Here is an 18,368-nt window from a genome sequence, read left to right on the forward strand (position 1 = left end):
CTCGCGAAGAGGCCCGAACATCCGCAAAAAAATCAGCGGCTCAAATACCTTCTTCGCGAGCAAGCTCGCTCCCACAAGAATTGCATCTGCCTCGCGGATGTTGGCCGCAGATGATGGACCTGTGGGAGCGAGCTTGCTCGCGAATAGGCCGGGACATCCGATAAATCTTCAGCGGCTGAACGAGCGTCTTCGTCCGGATGCGGCCCAGAGCAAGCTCACTCCTACAGGTGTGTGCGGCAAGGGTTAAAGGAAGGTAAACACCGTCTCGGCCGGCAGGCGCGATTTCGGCAGTTTGGCGTTGAAATCGCTGTCGCTGCGGTAGCCCAGGCTGACCACGACCAGGCTGGTGAAACCCTTGTCGCGCAGGCCCAATTCTTCGTCGAGCTTCTTGAAATCGAAGCCTTCCATCGGTGTCGCATCCAGGCCGAGCGATGCCGCGCCCAACAGCAAGGTGCCCAGCGCCAGATAGGTCTGCTTTTCCATCCAGTGCTGCAGGTCCTTCTGATCGAATTTGTGCATGTCCACGTAGCCACGACGGGTTTTGTCTTGACCGGCTCTGGCCTCGTCGTTGGCGAAGCGCCCGTCAGCCGCTTCCTGGGCCAGTACGGCGTGCAGGTGCGATTCCGGCATTTCAGTGCGGGTGCAAAGCACTACGACGTGAGAGGCATTGAGCATCTTCGCTTCGTTATAGGCAAAACTACCCTCCGCCGACTTGGCCACGCGCGCTTTGCCCTGCTCATCGGAGGCGACGATGAAGTGCCATGGCTGCGAGTTCACCGATGACGGGCTGTGACGCAGTTGCTCCAGCAACTCGTGGATCGTTTCCTGCGGGATCTTGCGTGAGGCGTCGTAGGCTTTGGTGGTGTAGCGCGATTTTGCCAGTGCGGTCAGTTGCATGGTGGATCTCCGGAATTGGAAAACGGAATCAGCGAGTCGGTGCAGGCGCGGCGTCGATCTTCACCCGCAGCAGGCTGTAGGGTTTTTCGCGCAGATCCTTGCCATCGTGGAAACCGGCCTGGCGCTGCAGCTGGTTGGCGGTGAAATACAGGTAGCCATCCGGCCCGACCGACAAGGTGTCCGGCCACAGCACGCGAGGGTCGTGAACGACGGTCTGCCAGCTGCCGTCGGCCAGGCGTTTGCGGATGCCGTTGTGTTCGTAGTCGCCGGCGTAGACCGCGCCGTTGGCATCGGCTTCCAGACCGTCCGACGCGCCTTTTTCGCCGAGATCTTTGACCGCAGCGTTCAGTTGCGCCTCGCTCACACTTGCATCACGCAGCATCCCGGTAGGCACTGCATACAGGTGGCGACTGGAAAGCGCGCTGAAATACAGTGTCTTGCCGTCAGGGGACAGGGCGATGCCATCAGACGCAACGGCCATGGTTTTCGGCTTGCCGTCAGGGCCTTTGGTCACCAATGCGGTTTGGCCTTCGACGACCGGTTTGAAGTCAGGATCGGCCGAAGTGGATTTTGCGCCGCTCAAGCGACGTGTCGCCTTGCCGCTGGCGATGTCCATGACAATGATCGCGCCGGGCCCGGAGACCGACGAATCCGTCACGTAAACCGTGCCTTCCCTGCCGCTGCGAAAATCAAAGCGCATGTCGTTGACGTAGGTGCTCGGCAGGATGACGTTGGCCGGGAAGACCAGGGTTTTGACCACCTTGTTACTGGCCAGATCAACCGCCACCAGCTTGGCGCCGCCGGCTTTTGGCGCGGCGAAATTCGGTGCGGCGGTGTCCAGCAACCAGACGCGGCCCTGACCGTCGGCGACCACGCTTTGCACGCTGATCAGCCCTGTGGCCGGGTTTTTGGGGTCTTCTTTGTTGATGGCGGCATCGGGGTAGGCGACGACTTTGCCGTCACGAATCTCACCCACGGTAAACGGCACGTCGTCGCCCCAGTGCGGGAAGTTGACGAAAATGCGCCCGGTTTCCGTCACGGTCACGCCGGTGGGCATGGCGTCGTGGAAGCTGAACACCTGCTCAAGCTGACCGATGGTTTTTTCCGCCGGTGCATTGGCGGGTAGCGCGGTGGTCGCGATCGTGGCGGCGATGCCGGTCTGGCTGATCAAAGCGACTGACAGGGCCAGCGCCGACACCATCATGTTCTGTTTCATGGACACAAACGACTCCCGGCCTGCCGCAGCAGGCCATTCAAATAATGGAAACAGGTTCAGAAACCTTCGAGAACGATCTTGCCCTTGGCCTTGCCGTTTTCGATCACGGCGTGGGCGCGGCGCAGGTTTTCAGCATTGATCGCGCCGAAATGCTCACCGAGGGTGGTTTTAAGCACGCCCTGATCGATCAGGTCCGCGACACGATTAAGCAGTTCATGCTGGGCAATCATGTCCGGCGTTTCGTACAGCGAGCGGGTGAACATCAGTTCCCAGTGCAGCGACAGGGCCTTGCGTTTCATCGGCACCACGTCCAGGGATTTCGGGTCATCGATCAGCGCCAACTGGCCTTGTGGTTTGAGGGCCTCGATCAGCTGCGTGAAGTACGAATCGGTGTGGGTCAGGCTGGCGACATGGCTCACCTGGCCGACGCCGATCTGGTTCAGCTGCTCGACCAGCGGCTGGCTGTGATCGATGACGTGGTGGGCGCCCAGGCTTTCGACCCACTCGCGGGTTTCCGGACGGGACGCCGTGCCGATCACGGTCAGCTTGGTCAGTTGGCGGGCCAGTTGCACCAGAATCGAACCGACGCCGCCACCGGCACCGACGATCAGCAGGCTGCCACCTTCGCCGCCGCCTTCTTCAACGCCCAGACGGTCAAACAGCAATTCCCAGGCGGTGATCGAGGTCAGCGGCAGCGCGGCGGCGTGGGCGTTGTCGAGTGTCTTGGGTTTGTGCCCGACGATGCGCTCATCCACAAGGTGGAATTCGCTGTAGCTGCCGGGACGTGCGATGGAACCGGCGTAGAACACTTCGTCCCCGGCTTTGAATAGCGTGACGTCGCTGCCTGTTTCGCGAACAACCCCGACGGCGTCCCAGCCGACCACTTTGGGTTCCGTAGCGGCAGAGCCGGCGCGGATTTTTGTGTCCACCGGGTTCACCGAAATCGCTTTGACTTCGACCAGCAAATCACGAGAGCCGGGCGTTGGCTTGGGCAAATCCATATCGAGCAGCGCATTGGGGTCTTCGATGGGCAGACCGTGTTGGGTGAAGGCGACGGCTTTCATGGCGATCTCTCTCGTCAGTGGACAGAAGGTGGCTAAAACGTTGGACCCATCTTGTTCTTGTTCGTCAGGCAGAAAAACCAGCAGAATCCGGCAACACTTTCACGGCTGGAGTGAAAATGATCCGCATCGACGATCTGACCCTGTTCGTTCGCACCGCCGCGCTGGGCAGCTTCTCCAATGCCGCGCGGGAGGTTGATCTGCTGCCGGGGCAAGTCGCGGCGGCTATCAAGCGCCTCGAACGCGAGCTGGATATTCGCCTGTTTGCCCGCTCGACGCGCAGTTTGCGTCTCACCGCTGAAGGCGAGCAGTACCTGCCGACCGCCCAGACGGTGCTCGATGCGTTACGGGATGGCCGGGAAAAGCTGCAGCGGGAAAGCGCTGAGCTGCAAGGCACGCTGCAGGTGGCGGCGCCGTCGGATCTGGGGCGAAACATGCTGCTGCCGTGGCTGACGGATTTTCGCAGCCAGCACCCGGCGCTGAATCTGCGCCTGTTTATCTCCGATCAGGTGGCCGATCTGTTTCGCGATCCGGTAGACGTCGCCATCCGCTACGGCGTGATTGAAGACGCGAACTACATCGCGTTGGCGCTGGCGCCGTGGAATCGCCGGGTGTTGGTGGCATCGCCGGACTACTTGGCGCGCAAGGGCCGTCCGATGGTGTCTGATGACTTGCTGCGACACGAGTGTCTCCTGTTTACGCTGGCGGGGCGGGTGTACGACAAATGGCGGCTCGGTGGCCGGGTGTTTTCGGTGTCAGGCCCGTTGCTCACCGATGACGCAGATCTGGTGAGACGCTGGGCGGTGGCGGGGCAGGGGGTGGCGTACAAGTCGTGGCTGGATGTCTGCGAGGACGTGCACGCCGGACGGCTGGAACTGTTGCTGCCGGATTACCCGAGCGAACCGACCCCGCTGAATCTGGTTTGCCCGCACCGCAAACAGTTTTCACCGGCGGTGCAGCAGTTGCATTCGCTGTTGAAAAACCGCTTTGCCGGAATGGAGAAGGGGTTGCCGGCGTTGTTGTGAGTATGAGTTGTGATCGTTCCTACGCTCCGCGTGGTAATGCCGCCCCTGACGCTCTGCGTCATCTGACGGCGGACGCGGAGCGTCCAGAAATGCGTTCCCACGCAGAGCGTGGGAACGATCAAGGTCTGTAGTGGATCCTGCGGTGCGCCACCAACTTGAGCGAACGCAGAATATGTGGGAGTGAGCTTGCTCACGAAGACGGCATTTCAACCGCTGAAGATTTGGCGAATGTACTGGCCTCTTCGCGAGCAAGCTCGCTCCCACAGTTTGAGTAGCGTCGTGCTCCAGACCTGATCGTTCCCACGCTCCGCGTGGTAATGCCGCTCGTGACGCTCCGCGTCACTTGGCAGCCGACACATCTGCGGCGTTAATGGGAATGCCGTGGCTCTCCGCTTCGTGCGATGACCCGCAAATGCAAGGTCGCTGGCTCCAGACATCCGCCGGTGGACAACTGCCCCACCAACTGCCGATACAGCTCCTGCCACGGGGTTTGCGAGGCCGGCATCTTCGGTTCGAACAGCGCGCGGCGCGCGGCCATCTCCTCGTCGCTGACCAGCACGTTGACGCTGCGGTTATTCAAATCCACGCGCAGCCGGTCGTTGGTTTTCAGCAACGCAAGGCCGCCGCCCACCGCCGCTTCGGGCGACATATTGAGGATCGAGGGACTGGCCGAGGTCCCGCTCTGCCGGCCATCGCCCAGGCACGGCAGCGAATCGATGCCCTGCTTGATCAGCGCAGACGGCGGCGCCATGTTCACCACTTCGGCGCTGCCGGGATAACCGACTGTGCCGGCGCCGCGGATCACCAGAATGCAGCGCTCGTCGATTTCCAGCGAAGGGTCGTTGATCCGCGCGTGGTAGTCCTCCGGGCCCTCGAACACAATGGCTCGCGCCTCGAAGCTGTTCTCCGCGCCCGGCTCGGACAGATAGGTTTTGCGGAAGGCCTCGCCGACCACCGACATCTTCATGATCGCGCTGTCGAAAAAATTGCCGCTCAGCACGATAAAACCGGCGCGGTGTTTGAGCGGGTCTTCGTACGGACGGATCACGTCAGCGTCGTGGGCGACGGCGTTGCGCACGATGTCACCAATGGTTTTGCCGGAGACCGTGCCGCATTCTCCGTGCAGCTTGCCGGCCTTCTGCAGCTCGTGCATCACCGCGGGCACGCCGCCTGCGCGGTGAAAGCCTTCCCCCAGGTACTTCCCGGCCGGCATGCAATTGACCAGCAACGGCACGTCTTCGCCGATGCGCTGCCAGTCGTCGAGGCTCAACTCGACGCCCATGTGCCGGGCGATGGCGATCAAGTGCGGCGGGCAGTTACTCGAAGCACCCAGCGCCGACGCCACCGCGATCGCGTTTTCAAACGCCTCGCGGGTCATGATCTGCGAGGGGCGCACGTCTTCGCGGACCAGATCGCAGATCCGCTTGCCGGTCATGTAGGCCATCTGCCCGCGTTCGCGGTACGCCGCCGGAATACTCGCGCAACCCGGCAGCGACATGCCCAGCGCTTCGGCCAGCGCGTTCATCGAAAGCGCGGTGCCCATGGTGTTGCAGTGGCCCACCGACGGCGACGCGGCGGTGGTCATTTCCATGAAGCCTTCGTAATTGATCTCACCGGCCGACAGCAGATTGCGCGCATGCCAGAGCACCGTACCGGAACCAATCAACTCGCCCTTGTGCCGACCGTCGAGCATCGGCCCGCCGGACAATACAATCGCTGGCAGGTCGGTGGTCGCTGCCGCCATCAGGCAGGCCGGGGTGGTTTTGTCGCAGCCGGTGGTGAGGACAACGCCATCCAGCGGGTAGCCGTGGAGAATTTCCACCAGCCCGAGGTACGCCAGGTTACGGTCCAGGGCAGCGGTCGGACGGCGGGTCTGCTCGGCCATCGGGTGGACCGGAAACTCCATCGGAATCCCGCCCGCATCACGAATGCCGGCCTTGACCCGCTGGGCGAGTTCCAGGTGATGACGATTGCAGGGCGCCAGATCAGAACCCGTCTGAGCGATGCCGATGATCGGTCGGCCCGATTGCAGCTCCTCGCGGGTCAGGCCGTAGTTCATGTAGCGCTCGACGTACAGCGCCGTCATGTCGGCGTGTTCCGGATCATCGAACCATTGCTGGCTGCGAAGGGGGCGTTTCGGCGTGTCGGACATGGTTCGGGTCTCTCTTGGAATTAGGTGTGCTGCGTAAGGTGTTCAGCGCTACAACAAACCGCGCACGGCGAGATTGCGTATCAACGCGCCGACGCCGAACGTCCACGGCGCCGCGTCACTGCTGTGGGTCACCTCATTGTGCAGGCCGCCGAACAGGCTGCTGCTGATACTGACCTGATCGCCCAGCTTGTGGGTGAAACCGCCACCGGCATGGTCGCGGTCGGCGGTCGGGGCGAAGAGGGTGCCGAGAAACAGCAGGAAGCCGTCCGGGTATTGATGGTTGGCGTTGAGCGCCTGGCCGGCAATGTCAGCGGGATCACGGCTGATCTGCGACATCGAGCTTGAGCCTTTCATCACGTAACCGTCATCGCCTTTTACCTGCAGATCGACCACGCAGTTGCGCACGTCATCCAGGGAGAAGGTTTCGTCAAACAGCCGAATGAACGGGCCGATCGAGCACGAGGCGTTGTTATCCTTGGCCTTGCTCAACAGCAGCGCGCTGCGGCCTTCGAAGTCGCGCAAGTTGACGTCATTGCCCAGGGTTGCGCCGTGGATCTGCCCGCGACTGTTCACCGCCAGCACCACTTCCGGCTCGGGGTTGTTCCACTCCGATTTCGGATGAATACCCACCTGGCTGCCGCTGCCCACCGCCGCCAGCACGGGCGCTTTGGTGAAAATCTCGGCGTCCGGCCCGATGCCGACTTCAAGGTACTGCGACCACATGCCTTGCTCGATCAGCAGCGCCTTGAGGGTGCTCGCCTGTTCGGAGCCCGGCTTGATGTTTCGCAGGTTGTCGCCGATGGCGTTCTGCACGATCGCGCGCACGCTCTCCGCCTTGGCCGGATCGCCTGCCGCCTGTTCTTCGATCACCCGCTCGATCATGCTTGCGGCGAAGGTCACCCCTGCGGCCTTGATCACTTGCAGGTCCGCCGGCGCCAGCAGGTACGGCTTGTTGGGATCAGGCGTTGCGGTCGAATTCGCCAGCAGTTCTTCGAGGCTGGCGACACGTTTGCCCTGGGCTTCACGCACGGCGGCCAGAGGTGATTCGAGCTCCAGCAGCTCACTCAAGGTGGCGAAGCTCGATGAAAGATCGAACACGCCGTCGTTGCGCAGCACCACAGGCGATGGGCCGCTGATGTGTCCGGGCACCCACGCGCGACCGATCAACGTGCCATTGAGGCCGTCGGCGGGGAGGGTGTTTTCGGGAGTGAGCTGGATGGGCATGGTGAAGTCCTCAACGCTTTTTATGATTTACGAACGACCCTAATCAGCACCGGCGATAAACTCCAATGACATCTGCTCAGTAATCGATAACACTGGGTTATCGCTCATCGAGGCCTTCCTCATGTCAGACATTTCCTTTTCCACGGTCTGTAACTGGCTCAAGTTCAAGCACCTGGTGCTCATCGAAACCCTGGCGCGCACTCGCAACATGCACGCGGCGGCGCAGCACATGAATCTTAGCCAGCCAGCGGTGAGCAAAATGCTGCGGGAGATCGAGCGGCTGCTGGGCTTCGATGTGTTCGAGCGCCTGCCGCGCAACATGCCGCCTACCGCCCTCGGCGAACATGTGGTGCGCTACGCACAAATCGCCCTGAATGACGCGAGCAAGTTCGTTGATCAGATCAGCAGCCTGCGCGAGGGCGGGCATGGTTTTCTTAAAGTGGGGGCGATCTTCGCGGCGACTGCGGTGGTGCTGCCGGAAGCTATCGTGCAGTTGAAACAGCGTTGGCCGCTGCTGTCGATCGAAGTGGTGGAGCAGACCAGCGACCACCTGATGGAAATGCTCGACGACAAGAAGCTCGACCTCGCGGTGGCGCGCTACACCAATGAAAACCAGCAGCAGGTGTACGACTTTCAGGCGTTGGCGCCGGAGCCGTTCTGCATGGTTGTCAACAGTCGCCATCCGCTGACCGAACTGGCACAGACGCCGCTGCAGGCGCTCGGAAACTGGCCGTGGATTCTGTACCCGCTGGGCACCCCGATTCGCGCCCGGATGGAGCAGGCGTTCGCCAAAGCTGGAATTCCTGTGCCGAAGAACACCATCGACACCATCTCGATGCAGACCTTTCTGCAAGTGCTGCAGGCGGGGCCGATGATCGCCATGTTGCCGGCTTCCATGGCGCAGCCGCATCTGGATTCCGGCCTGCTGAAAGTGCTGAACACGCCGCTGAAACTGGCGCCCCAGGATTACGGAATCCTCACCCGCCGAGGTGAGCCGTTGCTCGGGGCGGCGTCAGAATTTGCCGAAATTCTGCTGGCGAATGCGCAGCTGGCGCGTCAGTAAGCGATAACGCAGCGTTATCAATCAATGGAAACAAGTCATTATCCTAATCAACGCCGCTGTCAGTAACATCGCTCCGTGTTTCGACCCTCACATAACAACAATACAGGCGCCTCCGAGTGCCTGGAGGTCCCACCATGGAAACCGTTTCCCAGCGCCTGCCCGAGTCCTCGGGTCCCGGGCACGCCAGCTTTGAAGACCGCACCTACCGCAAAGTCATTCTGCGCATCCTTCCCGTCCTGCTCTTGTGTTACATGGCGGCGTATCTGGACCGCGTGAACATCGGCTTCGCCAAGCTGGACATGCTCAACGATCTGCAATTCAGCAACACCATCTATGCCCTCGGCGCGAGCATGTTCTTCTGGGGCTATTTCCTCTTCGAAGTCCCTAGCAACCTGTTGCTGCATCGCTTCGGCGCGCGGTTCTGGATCGCCCGGATCATGCTCACCTGGGCCATCGTATCCATGGCCGTCGCGTTTACCGTGCCGCTGGCGAAGTTTTTCCACATCGAATCGGAAACCATGTTCTACGTGCTGCGCTTTCTGCTCGGCATCTGTGAGGCGGGCTTCTTTCCCGGCGTCATCCTTTACCTCAACTACTGGTTTCCTACCCGTCGTCAAAGCCGGGTGATGGCCGGTTTCCTGATGGCGATGCCGATCAGTCTGACGCTGGGCGGTGTGATTTCCGGCTGGTTGATGACCCGAATGCAGGGCGTCAACGGCATGGCCGGCTGGCAGTGGCTGCTGATCATCGAAGGCCTGCCTTCGGTGGTAATGGCCTTTGTGGTGCTGGCGTTCATGGCCAATAACATCGACGCGGCCAAATGGCTGTCGCCCCAGGAAAAGGCCATGCTCAAGGCCAACCTGGAGACCGACAGCAAAGGCAAGGCGACCAGTCTGCGCGAGGTGTTTTTCAACGGACGCGTGTGGCTGCTGGTGCTGATCCTGCTGACGTTCAACACCGGTTTCTACGGGCTGGCGTTCTGGATGCCGTCGATCATCAAAAGCGCCGGCGTCTCCAATCCGCTGGACATCGGTTTGCTGACGGCCATTCCCTATGGCATCGCCGTGATCGCCATGACCCTCAACGCGCGGCACTCCAACAAGACCGGCGAGCGCCGCTGGCACGCCGCAATTCCGGCCATCATCGGCGGCATCGGCTTGATCCTCAGCGCCTACTTCGCCAGTAACGTGGTGGTGTCGATCATCTTCCTGAGCGTGTCCGCCTCCGGCGTGCTGAGCCTGATGCCGATCTACTGGACCCTGCCGGGCACCGTGCTCTCCGGCGTCGCGGCGGCTGCGGGGATTGGCATGATCAACGCCATCGGCAACCTGTCGGGTTTCACCGGCTCGATGATCACCGCCGTGGCCGAGAACCTCACGGGCAACATCAACAACGGCACCTACGTGCTGGGCGCCTGCTTGTTCATCAGCGCCGGACTGATTCTGTCCATCCCTCGGGCGATGTTGGGCAATCACAAGGCCGAAGCGCCTGCGCGAGGCGAGGTGCTTTCTCACGCGTAATCGGGATAGAGCGGACACACGCTTTTCCCTTTGGGAGATTCCCGGCGTCCAGACGTTCCACACTTTCGCGTAGTAACACGGTCCCTGTGGGAGTGAGCTTGCTCACGAAGACGGCATTTCAGTCGCCGAAGATTCAGCGGATGTTCCTGCCTCTTCGTCCGGATGCGGCCCAGACCAAGCTCGCTCCCACATGAACGGGTGCCAGCACTAATATCGTGCCCCGGTCATCCCTATCTTTTTGCCTGCCATCGCCAGCCGCGATGGCAGGCTCGCCATTGCCTGATATACGCAGCTCACCGTCACTCCTAGCATCGGTCGCACATGACCTCGCCGTCGGCGAAATGGAGAAGACCCTGTGAGAAACTTCCGGATTGGCCAGATCGTCCCCAGCTCCAACACCACCATGGAAACCGAGATCCCGGCGATGCTCACGTCGCGGTATTCCCTGTTTCCGGACGAGCGCTTCACTTTCCATTCGTCCCGCATGCGCATGATGAAAGTCAGCCCCGAAGAACTGAAAAAGATGGACATCGACAGCGACCGCTGCGCGCTGGAATTGAGCGATGCCCGGGTCGATGTCATGGCGTACGCCTGCCTGGTGGCAATCATGTGTCAGGGCGCCGGTTACCACAAAGTCTCCCAGGAGCGCTTGAGCAAAACCGTCGCCAGCAACGCGTCCGACGCACCCGTGCTCAGCTCGGCCGGCGCGCTGATCGACAGCCTGCAGATGCTCGACTACAAGAAAGTGTCGATCATCACGCCCTACATGAAGCCACTCACCCAACAGGTCATCGACTACATCGAAGCGGCCGGCATCGAGGTGGTGGACGCCATCAGCCTGGAAGTCTCCGACAACCTGCAAGTCGGGCGGCTCGACCCGATGGATCTGGTTTCCCACGCTAACCGGCTCAACATCGGACAGGCCGACGGGGTGGTGCTGTCGTGCTGCGTGCAGATGCCTTCGCTGCCCGCCATCCAGATCGTACAAGATCGGCTGGATAAACCGGTGCTGTCCGCCTCCGTGGCGACCGTCTACCAGATGCTCAAAACCCTCGGCATTAAAGCGCAGGTTCCCAACGCCGGGCATCTATTGTCGGGCGCGTTCTGAGGCGATGTCTGACGGGGTACTATGGCGGCCACTCAGGCCAGCACGCCCGGTACCCCACATGAAACTCGACCCTGTCTCGCTGCGCCTCTTCGTCAGCGTCGTTGAAGAAGGCACCATTGCTGCTGCCGCCAAGCGCGAACACATTGCGGCGGCGGCCGTCAGCAAGCGGCTCAGCGAACTGGAAGAGCTGCTCGATTCCCGGCTGCTCAACCGCACCAACAAAGGCATCACCCCGACCGACGCCGGCCTGTCGCTGCTGTTCATGGCCCGCAGCGCGCTGAACAACCTCAACGACATCGTCCTGCAGATGCGCGACTACTCCAACGGCACGCGCGGCTCGGTGCACGTGCTGGCGAACATATCTGCCATCACCCAATTCATGCCCGGCTTGATCAAGTCGTTCATGGCGCTTTACCCGCTGATCAACATCGTCCTCGAAGAACACCAAAGCCTGGCGATCACCAAAGCCGTCGCCGAAAACCGCGCCGAGATCGGCATCTTCACGCGCCTGCCCCATGGCGCCGACATCCAAGTCTTCCCGTTCCGCACCGACCGCCTGGTCTTGATCGTGCCCAACGACCACCCGCTGGCAGGCCGCGAATCCGTGCGCTTCAGCGACACCCTCGACCATGAATACGTCGCCCTGCGCAGCGGCACCCACTTGAATTTCCAGCTGATCAAAGCCGCCAACGACCTCGGTCGCTCCCTGAGGATCCGCATGGAAGTCGCTAGCTATGACGCGCTGAGCCTGATGGTTCAGGCAGGCGTGGGCATCGGCATCATGCCCGAAGGCAGCGTAGGGATTTACCGAATGGAGGGTGCGGAAGTGGTTCAGCTGGAAGAGGGATGGGCCAGTCGCGAACTCAACGTTTGCGTGAGGTCGCGGGAAGGTTTGTCGGTGGCGGGGGCGTTGTTTTTGCGGCATGTGTTGGCGGGGTGAGGCTGATCGCCGGTATCCTCGACCATCGCCGAATGGACCCTCCATCCCTATGCTGATTTTTGATTGCACCAAAGACGCCGCTGATTTTTTTTCGAAGAAAGTGAAGGGCGAAATCATCAGCGCTGTGCAGCCCTCCGCCGCTGCCCAATCGCTGGAACCGGACAGCGCAGCCCACGATCGAGTGGATCGCTGGCAACTGCACGTCACCAAATTCGGCAGGACTCATGTCCTGCTCGCCATGAAAGTCGACACGCGCTACGCAATGATGTTTGTGGGCCTGAAACGCAACGACGTGCAGGGTTTTCTGCAGCAGTTCAGTGCTCGATACATTCTTGAAGTGCTTGTGTTGGCGGGTAATGTTCGCGGGCAAATTCCGCCTCAGTCTGAGCTCCAGCGACACGTTGATCTGTTGGAAGAAAGCCTCCAGCCTGTGCATTTCTTCAAGCGTAGCGATCGGAGTGTTCAAGCCCACATCAATGATGTGCTCTACATGGCTGCATACGATGCCTACGAAGGAAAAGGGCTGCCAGTTGAGGCGCCGAGTCTCATCGCCTTCGGTGAGGTGCCCAACGGTATGCTCCGATCAATCAGGGGCGGGGATTACTTCATTCCGGCTGAGCTGGAGCTGAAGCAGGCTTGTCCGAGGTTCGGAATGGTGATGACCGAGGTGGAGATTTCGGAGGGGTATAAGAGCTGGAGGTCACGTCGACGTGAGCACGATCTTGGGCCTGAATTTGAGGATTAACACATAGAAGATCAGGACTTCGCGTGCAAAAAGAGCCTATGTTGAGCCACTTGAAACAACGCTCGAATCGCTCAAAACCATGATGCAGCCAGTGTAAGGAAGCACAGATGAACAGACTTGAACGGATCAAAGGCTGCCTGCTCGGCGGCGCGGTGGGCGATGCGCTGGGTGCGCCGGTCGAATTTCTCAAATGGAACGACATCCACGCGACGCTCGGTGCGCGTGGCATCGTCGATTTCGTCCCGGCTTACGGGCGACTTGGCGCCATCACCGACGACACTCAAATGATGCTCTTCACCGCTGAAGGTCTACTTCGCGCTCATGTGCGCGGCATCTCACGCGGTATCTGCCATGTACCCGGCGTCATCCACCATGCGTTGCTGCGCTGGCTGATAACCCAGGATTACTCGCCTGCCACAGACGTCAGCCTGAATGGCTGGCTGGTGCATGAACGCGAGTTGTGGTCCCGCCGCGCGCCCGGCCTCACCTGCCTAAGCGCATTGAAGGCCAGTACGGAATTTGGCTCTTTCGCCCAAAACGACAGCAAAGGCTGTGGCGCCGTCATGCGTGTCGCGCCGTGCGCTTTCTTCCCCAACGCTTTCGACAACGCCGCCGAATCCGGCCGTCTGACCCACGGTCACCCAACGGGCTACCTGGCAGGCGGTCTTTTCGCCGACATTCTCCAGCGCATCGTCGACCACCAAGACAGCCTGGATGACGCCATTGCCAAAAGCCTGGCCGAACACGGCCAGAAACCCGGCATGGAAGAAACACGTGCCCTGGTCGAGCGCGTGCTGTTCTTTAGATACGAAGGCCACCGCCCAACCCCCGAGCGGATCGAGGAGTTGGGCGGCGGATGGATCGCGGAAGAAGCCTTGGCGATTGGCATCTGGTGCGCACTGACTGCAACATCGTTCGAAGACGGCGTGATCAATGCCGTGAATCATAGCGGCGACAGTGACAGCACCGGGCTGATTGCCGGGCATCTGCTGGGTATTCAGCACGGCGTTGAAGCGATCCCGGATCGCTGGCTTGCGCCGCTCGAGTTGCGTGGAGTGATTGAAACGGTGGCGGAGGATATTGAGCGGGTGCCTAGGGATTATTCGGGGTATGGCGGGGAGTTTGATGATGAGATTTGGAAGCGGTATCCGGGGGGCTGATAGGGCTGGGCGTTCTGTTGAATGGACCGGCCATGGCAGACGATCGATTTGGTCAGCAGCCTGCTGACCGAATGTAAGCGTTACCTATAACCTACATTCAACAGGGTTTGGCTGATTCTGGAGGCTGTGCTCCCGACTCCATACCCTCGGTTAGGGATTTTGCTGAGAAGCTTATGAAGGGCTCATGAGTAACTACCTCCATCTGCACAGTTTTATGTACGAGGTTGGCGAAGGCGTTGGCGAGTTTTTATTAGATGAAGAAAAGGCCGGGTTCCAACCGCTCAATCTTTCAGAGATCGTTAGAAAGTCCTTTGGTAAAGGAGGGGTCGTGGAGCTTGTCCATGCCGTGATCCTCAAGCGGCAAATCAAGTCCTACCTCAGACGATACATGACCGCTGACGGGTTAGCGTATGTGTACCCTCCGTTCGGGCAGGAAACGTCGTTCGCAGAAGATTATTTTGAAGGTGATCTTTATGATTTTTTGTCGAGCGTCTTGGTCTTGCTGGATGCCGAAATCAAGGTTGTAAGACAAAGGCTGTTCCGGTTCTAACCGTGCCGTTGAAATGTAATTTATTTATCCAAGGCTAAACATGCGATACGCATATATACATGGATTCATGTTCTCCGTAGGCGATGCAGTTGGCGAGTTCTTAGATGAAGAAGAAAAGAAAGGATTTGAACCCCTCACGCTTCCTCAGATAGTCAAGGAATGCATCGGCTATGGGTTCCTGGATCTGCTGCACGCAATCCTGTTCAAACGAGAAATAAAGACCTATATCCGGAAGAATATGACTGCTGATGGGTTGAAGTACGTCGATCCGCCCTTTGGTCAAGATACTTCCTTCGCCGAAGATTGCTTCGAAGGCGACCTGTATGTATTCCTGACCACCGTATCCGCATTGCTCGACAGCGAAATTAAAATCCGAAGGAAAAAGCTTTTCGGATTCTGATTGGGAGACGGCGCAGGGTTGTTCGAAAGCGACTAGCGCACCGGCCACACCTATCTCGCCTCCAGCAACAGCCGCGCAATCTCATCCGTCTCCATCACCGATATCTCCTGCACCTCCCCAAACTCCGTCCCCCCGCCCGGCAACGTCCCCGCCACATGAAAGTGCACGTGCCCGATCGCCTGGCCCGCCGGCACGCCGTTGTTCTGCCACACCGCAATCCCGGTTTTCGCGTACGCCTTTTCAATCAGCCTCGCCGCGTTGCGCACTTCGACCGCCACCGCCGCCACTTCCTCGTCGGTCATTTCCAGCAACGAGGGCACGTGCCGCTGTGGCAGCACCAGCAAGTGGGGATGGCCCCGTTGTTCTCGAGTCACGAAAGTCGCGGTGTGTGTGGTGCAGGAGAGGATGGTGTAGGGCCGTTTACCCTTCAGGTACGCACAGAACGCGCAGTCGGGGTTGTCCGGCAGATCGAGGCTGGTTTCCGGGTTCATGAGGACCTCAGCGATGAAAGAAAGGACTGCAGCTCCAGCCGGTCAAGTTTTCGGTAGTCGTCGGGGCGGACGACGATGCGCAGTTCGTCGCAGACCTTCGAGTTGCGGGAGGCGAACATGAACGACAGCAGGGTGAAACGAATGGCGTCCTGGGCGGGGAGCACGCTGGACAGTCGCGCCTGTCCGCCGCCGATCACCGGGATCGAGATCGTCCCGCCGTTGCCGCGCCGTGACACTTCGGCCCACAGCGCGAGCAAGCCTTTCCACACTTTGTCCGGCGTGGAGCGCGCGACGTTCTGGGCGTCCATTTCGCAGTAGGCCAGGAAGAAGATCAGCCGGTGCGCGTGCTTGAGCGTCGCGATGGTGCCGACACCGTATTGCACTTGCTTGCCTGGCTTGTTGAGCGTGCCGATAGAGGGCGTGTTGACCAACGCATCGTCCAGATGACGATCAAGCTCCTTGAGGTCGCCGCCGTAAAGCACCTGCAGCGACTGGCCCTGCAGGCTGGAGGTGGCAATGATGTTCGGCGTTTCCGTGTCGAAGGTGTCGTTGGTGCCGATCACCAGATGGCCGTCTTCTCTCAGAAGATCTCCGGGCACGATGGTGATCCGCGTCTTCGGCGCGTTGTATTCCTCGGCAATCGGGCGCGGCCACGACTTGAAAAGCGCTGCGGAAACTGACACCACGATGATCGCTATCAGGATGCCGAAGCCTTCCATCGCGTGGCTGCCGGGGTAGATGACGTTGAACGTCTGCATGATCGTCGACAGCCCGCCGACGCAGGCGAACAACGCCACCAGAAAGTGGCGCCAGAAGCGCCACGTCTGCATGTCCTGAAGAATGATCATCACAGGCTCAGCTCGTTGTAGATTCTGCTGACATATCGATGGGGGCCCTGCATCTCGCTCTTCGCGTAGCCCTCGACGTAGTTGTCCAGCGCGTACTGAATGATTTTTGGCTGGAAGGATACGGACACGTTGAAGTGCTTTTGATCGATGAGCGGCTGGGGGATGTTGTCCATGACGATGTTTCTGCTTTGGCAGAGATTGGCGATAACGATCGGGAGATCGAGTTCGAGAATCACCTCGATTTCATAGGCAAGAAACGAACCCCCGTCACCGCCTTTGCGTCGGCCATCTTCGCTGCCCAGAAAAATGACTTGCTTGGTGTTATTGAGGCGTTCGCGCAGTCGGCGTTTGATGGTCTCTGGCGAACTGCTGTCCCGCGCTTCGAACAAGTCATGGGCATTGAAAAAGTCGAAGTCGATTTTCTCGTTCTGCTTCCAGGCTTTCATCAGCCAGTAATGCTTGATGTCTTCACTGGCGAACGCGATGTAGGTTTTGTTGCGATAACTCATGATGAACTTCCTGTATTGGAACGAGGGCGGTTGTCCGCTTCGTTGATTAAGGCGCTCAGTCCATTGATTGCCGATTTTCGGGCGCGCGGAGGCGCCGCGTGGGTTAGCGGTGCGACGTATTCATGGGAAGTTAAAAAGCCGGCTTGTGGCCGGCTTCTCGGTGACGGGTTTGATTAGTTTTTGGCTAACCGCACCCGTCCGCAAAAGTGCGCGCTGCAAGGAGGCGCTTGTCAGGTAGACCGGGCAGGTCACGGAGACGGTGCCAGGTCGATCACCCATCGGCGTGTGGCCGACGGGTGCTGAAACGAAGGCGTGCAGGATACCCATGTTGCTGGCATCTGCCCAGTTCTGAAACACGCTCATTGCGCGCCTCGCCCCAACGTTGCCGGGTGGCGGCGGTTATTGAGGGTCGACCACCAAAAGATCCACCCCAGAATATGAATGTGCTGAGCCTGAACCTGTTCGGCGCTGAAGATCTCGTCCGGGTATTCGGCGCAATTGTGGCTGCGCAGGCGCAAACCGCCGCCCGGCAAGCGATACAGGTATTTCACCCGCAGCATGCCGTCGTGTTCCAGGGCGTACATTTCGCCATCGATGATCTGCACGCGTCCGCGATCAATGCCGATCAGCGAACCGTCCTGAATTTTGTCCGCCATGCTGTTGCCGACCATTGCCACACAAATGGCGTTGTGCAGCTCCACGTCCATGGTTTCAAGCACACGCCGGGACAGGCGCACTTTGTGGTTGTGGATTTCGCCCACCGCAGTCCGGCCTGAGCTTTGCGTTTCCAGTTCGGTGTAGACCGGCATTTCCAGTTCTTCGCGGGCGCTTCGCTCGGCCCGGGACGGTTGAGTGTCTGGCTGCTGGGCAATTGAGCGGTCTTGTCCGGGGTGCTTCGGGCCCTCGCCGCTGCGCAGCCAACGCGCGTTGACGCTCAGCAGTTCAGCGACTTCTTCAATACGCGCCATGGGGATGCCGCGCTTGAACCAGTTGTTCACGTGTTGGGGCGTAACTTTTCGGTTGGCGGCAAAGTCCGTCGCGGAGAGATGGCACTCTCGCAAAAGGCCGCGCAGTCGATCACCTGATGTATTCATGGGCCGAAGTTTACGGCGGGTTGAAGCTCGTTTAAATGAACGAAGTGTTCAAATGAGCACGCCGTCATGCCTGGGCGTGAATGTAAGGATTACAACGTTCGGCTATTTTTGTAGGCCGATTCATTCACTGTTTTCTTTTGCATCAACAATGGCTGAAGCCGATGTCATTGTTGGTCTTAAGCCATTGGCGAGCGCAAAGGCCTGACTAAAGCGGCCGGCAGGGAAGTTTGAATCAAACGGTGTTGCTCAAATAAGAAATTCTAACGGCGCCATTAAACACGCTGTGTGTGGAAGGCGAGTTTTAAACATTCGTGTAAGGGCGGAGGGCGAAAAAAGCGGGATGTATGGGGGAGGGGTGCTCAAAC

General features: G+C 59.8%; 20 protein-coding genes. 10 read left to right on the top strand and 10 right to left on the bottom strand.

Annotated features, from left to right (window positions below; genetic code table 11):
• Window positions 1-247: hypothetical protein (locus QMX88_RS24255; RefSeq protein WP_282372785.1), on the top strand; the 247-nt coding region annotated here is incomplete at its 5' end.
• On the opposite strand, the gene nfsB is transcribed toward QMX88_RS24255, so the two are convergent.
• Genes nfsB through QMX88_RS24270 form a run of 3 tightly spaced genes read right to left on the bottom strand, consistent with a single transcriptional unit; the run spans window position 244 to window position 3,177 of the window.
• The gene (gene nfsB, locus QMX88_RS24260) at window positions 244-897 is read right to left on the bottom strand and encodes an oxygen-insensitive NAD(P)H nitroreductase (RefSeq protein WP_282372786.1); all 654 of its coding nucleotides are present in this window, start codon (window positions 895-897) and stop codon (window positions 244-246) included. The genes QMX88_RS24255 and nfsB overlap by 4 nt on opposite strands.
• 28 nt (window positions 898-925) lie before the next feature.
• The gene (locus QMX88_RS24265; protein ID WP_282372806.1) at window positions 926-2,113 is read right to left on the bottom strand and encodes an L-dopachrome tautomerase-related protein; all 1,188 of its coding nucleotides are present in this window, start codon (window positions 2,111-2,113) and stop codon (window positions 926-928) included.
• A gap of 56 nt (window positions 2,114-2,169) precedes the next feature.
• The gene (locus QMX88_RS24270) at window positions 2,170-3,177 is read right to left on the bottom strand and encodes a zinc-binding alcohol dehydrogenase family protein (protein WP_282372787.1); all 1,008 of its coding nucleotides are present in this window, start codon (window positions 3,175-3,177) and stop codon (window positions 2,170-2,172) included.
• Window positions 3,178-3,293: 116 nt separating this feature from the next.
• On the opposite strand from QMX88_RS24270, the gene QMX88_RS24275 reads away from it, so the two are divergent.
• Window positions 3,294-4,199, top strand: coding sequence for a LysR family transcriptional regulator (locus QMX88_RS24275; RefSeq protein WP_282372788.1), 906 nt, complete (start codon window positions 3,294-3,296; stop codon window positions 4,197-4,199).
• A 367-nt stretch (window positions 4,200-4,566) separates the two neighbouring features.
• On the opposite strand, the gene QMX88_RS24280 is transcribed toward QMX88_RS24275, so the two are convergent.
• The gene (locus QMX88_RS24280) at window positions 4,567-6,351 is read right to left on the bottom strand and encodes an IlvD/Edd family dehydratase (protein ID WP_282372790.1); all 1,785 of its coding nucleotides are present in this window, start codon (window positions 6,349-6,351) and stop codon (window positions 4,567-4,569) included.
• 48 nt (window positions 6,352-6,399) lie between these two features.
• Window positions 6,400-7,575, bottom strand: a complete 1,176-nt coding sequence (locus tag QMX88_RS24285) for a fumarylacetoacetate hydrolase family protein (protein ID WP_282372791.1) — start codon at window positions 7,573-7,575, stop codon at window positions 6,400-6,402.
• Between the two features lie 121 nt (window positions 7,576-7,696).
• Here QMX88_RS24285 and QMX88_RS24290 point away from each other — a divergent pair, with 121 nt between their 5' ends.
• The 8 genes from QMX88_RS24290 to QMX88_RS24325 all read left to right on the top strand — a co-directional run bounded on the left by QMX88_RS24290 (window position 7,697) and on the right by QMX88_RS24325 (window position 15,061).
• Window positions 7,697-8,638, top strand: a complete 942-nt coding sequence (locus QMX88_RS24290) for a LysR family transcriptional regulator (RefSeq protein WP_192173787.1) — start codon at window positions 7,697-7,699, stop codon at window positions 8,636-8,638.
• Window positions 8,639-8,772: 134 nt separating this feature from the next.
• Window positions 8,773-10,158, top strand: coding sequence for an MFS transporter (locus QMX88_RS24295; RefSeq protein ID WP_282372792.1), 1,386 nt, complete (start codon window positions 8,773-8,775; stop codon window positions 10,156-10,158).
• 355 nt (window positions 10,159-10,513) lie between these two features.
• Window positions 10,514-11,266 carry a maleate cis-trans isomerase family protein gene (locus QMX88_RS24300; protein WP_282372794.1) on the top strand — a complete coding sequence of 251 codons (753 nt, stop codon included), beginning with the start codon at window positions 10,514-10,516 and terminating at the stop codon, window positions 11,264-11,266.
• A 58-nt stretch (window positions 11,267-11,324) separates the two neighbouring features.
• Window positions 11,325-12,206, top strand: coding sequence for a LysR family transcriptional regulator (locus QMX88_RS24305; RefSeq protein ID WP_282372795.1), 882 nt, complete (start codon window positions 11,325-11,327; stop codon window positions 12,204-12,206).
• A gap of 49 nt (window positions 12,207-12,255) precedes the next feature.
• A complete protein-coding gene (locus QMX88_RS24310) occupies window positions 12,256-12,951 on the top strand; it encodes a DUF6933 domain-containing protein (protein ID WP_282372797.1) in 696 nt (231 codons plus the stop codon).
• Between the two features lie 107 nt (window positions 12,952-13,058).
• Window positions 13,059-14,111, top strand: a complete 1,053-nt coding sequence (locus tag QMX88_RS24315; RefSeq protein ID WP_282372799.1) for an ADP-ribosylglycohydrolase family protein — start codon at window positions 13,059-13,061, stop codon at window positions 14,109-14,111.
• 184 nt (window positions 14,112-14,295) lie between these two features.
• Entirely contained in the window at window positions 14,296-14,661 is a 366-nt protein-coding gene (locus QMX88_RS24320; RefSeq protein WP_282372800.1) for a hypothetical protein, read from the top strand.
• Between the two features lie 67 nt (window positions 14,662-14,728).
• Complete coding sequence (locus tag QMX88_RS24325; protein WP_282372801.1) at window positions 14,729-15,061, top strand: hypothetical protein; 333 nt, start codon at window positions 14,729-14,731, stop codon at window positions 15,059-15,061.
• A gap of 50 nt (window positions 15,062-15,111) precedes the next feature.
• On the opposite strand, the gene QMX88_RS24330 is transcribed toward QMX88_RS24325, so the two are convergent.
• The 5 genes from QMX88_RS24330 to QMX88_RS24350 form a co-directional block, all read right to left on the bottom strand.
• The gene (locus tag QMX88_RS24330) at window positions 15,112-15,552 is read right to left on the bottom strand and encodes an HIT family protein (protein WP_282372802.1); all 441 of its coding nucleotides are present in this window, start codon (window positions 15,550-15,552) and stop codon (window positions 15,112-15,114) included.
• Window positions 15,549-16,400: a macro domain-containing protein gene (locus tag QMX88_RS24335; protein WP_282372808.1), complete on the bottom strand. Its 852-nt coding sequence runs from the start codon at window positions 16,398-16,400 to the stop codon at window positions 15,549-15,551. The genes QMX88_RS24330 and QMX88_RS24335 overlap by 4 nt, the downstream gene beginning before the upstream one ends.
• Window positions 16,400-16,909, bottom strand: coding sequence for a TIR domain-containing protein (locus tag QMX88_RS24340; protein WP_282372804.1), 510 nt, complete (start codon window positions 16,907-16,909; stop codon window positions 16,400-16,402). The genes QMX88_RS24335 and QMX88_RS24340 overlap by 1 nt, the downstream gene beginning before the upstream one ends.
• A 120-nt stretch (window positions 16,910-17,029) precedes the next feature.
• Window positions 17,030-17,272: a hypothetical protein gene (locus QMX88_RS24345; protein ID WP_192173776.1), complete on the bottom strand. Its 243-nt coding sequence runs from the start codon at window positions 17,270-17,272 to the stop codon at window positions 17,030-17,032.
• On the bottom strand, window positions 17,269-18,003 hold the full coding sequence (locus tag QMX88_RS24350) for a S24 family peptidase (RefSeq protein WP_282372805.1): 735 nt from the start codon (window positions 18,001-18,003) through the stop codon (window positions 17,269-17,271). The genes QMX88_RS24345 and QMX88_RS24350 overlap by 4 nt, the downstream gene beginning before the upstream one ends.
• Window positions 18,004-18,368: the final 365 nt, after the last annotated feature.

This window comes from Pseudomonas sp. PS02290, from assembly GCF_029960075.1.
In the GTDB taxonomy this organism is placed as follows: domain Bacteria; phylum Pseudomonadota; class Gammaproteobacteria; order Pseudomonadales; family Pseudomonadaceae; genus Aquipseudomonas.

Excerpts from the sequence above, each read along its gene's own strand:
- QMX88_RS24340 (WP_282372804.1), bottom strand. The coding sequence starts at position 16,909 with ATGAGTTATCGCAACAAAACCTACATCGCGTTCGCCAGTGAAGACATC.
- QMX88_RS24265 (WP_282372806.1), bottom strand. The coding sequence starts at position 2,113 with ATGAAACAGAACATGATGGTGTCGGCGCTGGCCCTGTCAGTCGCTTTG.
- QMX88_RS24270 (WP_282372787.1), bottom strand. The coding sequence starts at position 3,177 with ATGAAAGCCGTCGCCTTCACCCAACACGGTCTGCCCATCGAAGACCCC.
- QMX88_RS24310 (WP_282372797.1), top strand. The coding sequence starts at position 12,256 with ATGCTGATTTTTGATTGCACCAAAGACGCCGCTGATTTTTTTTCGAAG.
- QMX88_RS24315 (WP_282372799.1), top strand. The coding sequence starts at position 13,059 with ATGAACAGACTTGAACGGATCAAAGGCTGCCTGCTCGGCGGCGCGGTG.
- QMX88_RS24290 (WP_192173787.1), top strand. The coding sequence starts at position 7,697 with ATGTCAGACATTTCCTTTTCCACGGTCTGTAACTGGCTCAAGTTCAAG.
- QMX88_RS24350 (WP_282372805.1), bottom strand. The coding sequence starts at position 18,003 with ATGAATACATCAGGTGATCGACTGCGCGGCCTTTTGCGAGAGTGCCAT.
- QMX88_RS24295 (WP_282372792.1), top strand. The coding sequence starts at position 8,773 with ATGGAAACCGTTTCCCAGCGCCTGCCCGAGTCCTCGGGTCCCGGGCAC.
- QMX88_RS24345 (WP_192173776.1), bottom strand. The coding sequence starts at position 17,272 with ATGAGCGTGTTTCAGAACTGGGCAGATGCCAGCAACATGGGTATCCTG.
- QMX88_RS24275 (WP_282372788.1), top strand. The coding sequence starts at position 3,294 with ATGATCCGCATCGACGATCTGACCCTGTTCGTTCGCACCGCCGCGCTG.
- QMX88_RS24335 (WP_282372808.1), bottom strand. The coding sequence starts at position 16,400 with ATGATCATTCTTCAGGACATGCAGACGTGGCGCTTCTGGCGCCACTTT.
- nfsB (WP_282372786.1), bottom strand. The coding sequence starts at position 897 with ATGCAACTGACCGCACTGGCAAAATCGCGCTACACCACCAAAGCCTAC.
- QMX88_RS24330 (WP_282372802.1), bottom strand. The coding sequence starts at position 15,552 with ATGAACCCGGAAACCAGCCTCGATCTGCCGGACAACCCCGACTGCGCG.
- QMX88_RS24325 (WP_282372801.1), top strand. The coding sequence starts at position 14,729 with ATGTTCTCCGTAGGCGATGCAGTTGGCGAGTTCTTAGATGAAGAAGAA.
- QMX88_RS24305 (WP_282372795.1), top strand. The coding sequence starts at position 11,325 with ATGAAACTCGACCCTGTCTCGCTGCGCCTCTTCGTCAGCGTCGTTGAA.
- QMX88_RS24285 (WP_282372791.1), bottom strand. The coding sequence starts at position 7,575 with ATGCCCATCCAGCTCACTCCCGAAAACACCCTCCCCGCCGACGGCCTC.
- QMX88_RS24280 (WP_282372790.1), bottom strand. The coding sequence starts at position 6,351 with ATGTCCGACACGCCGAAACGCCCCCTTCGCAGCCAGCAATGGTTCGAT.
- QMX88_RS24320 (WP_282372800.1), top strand. The coding sequence starts at position 14,296 with ATGAGTAACTACCTCCATCTGCACAGTTTTATGTACGAGGTTGGCGAA.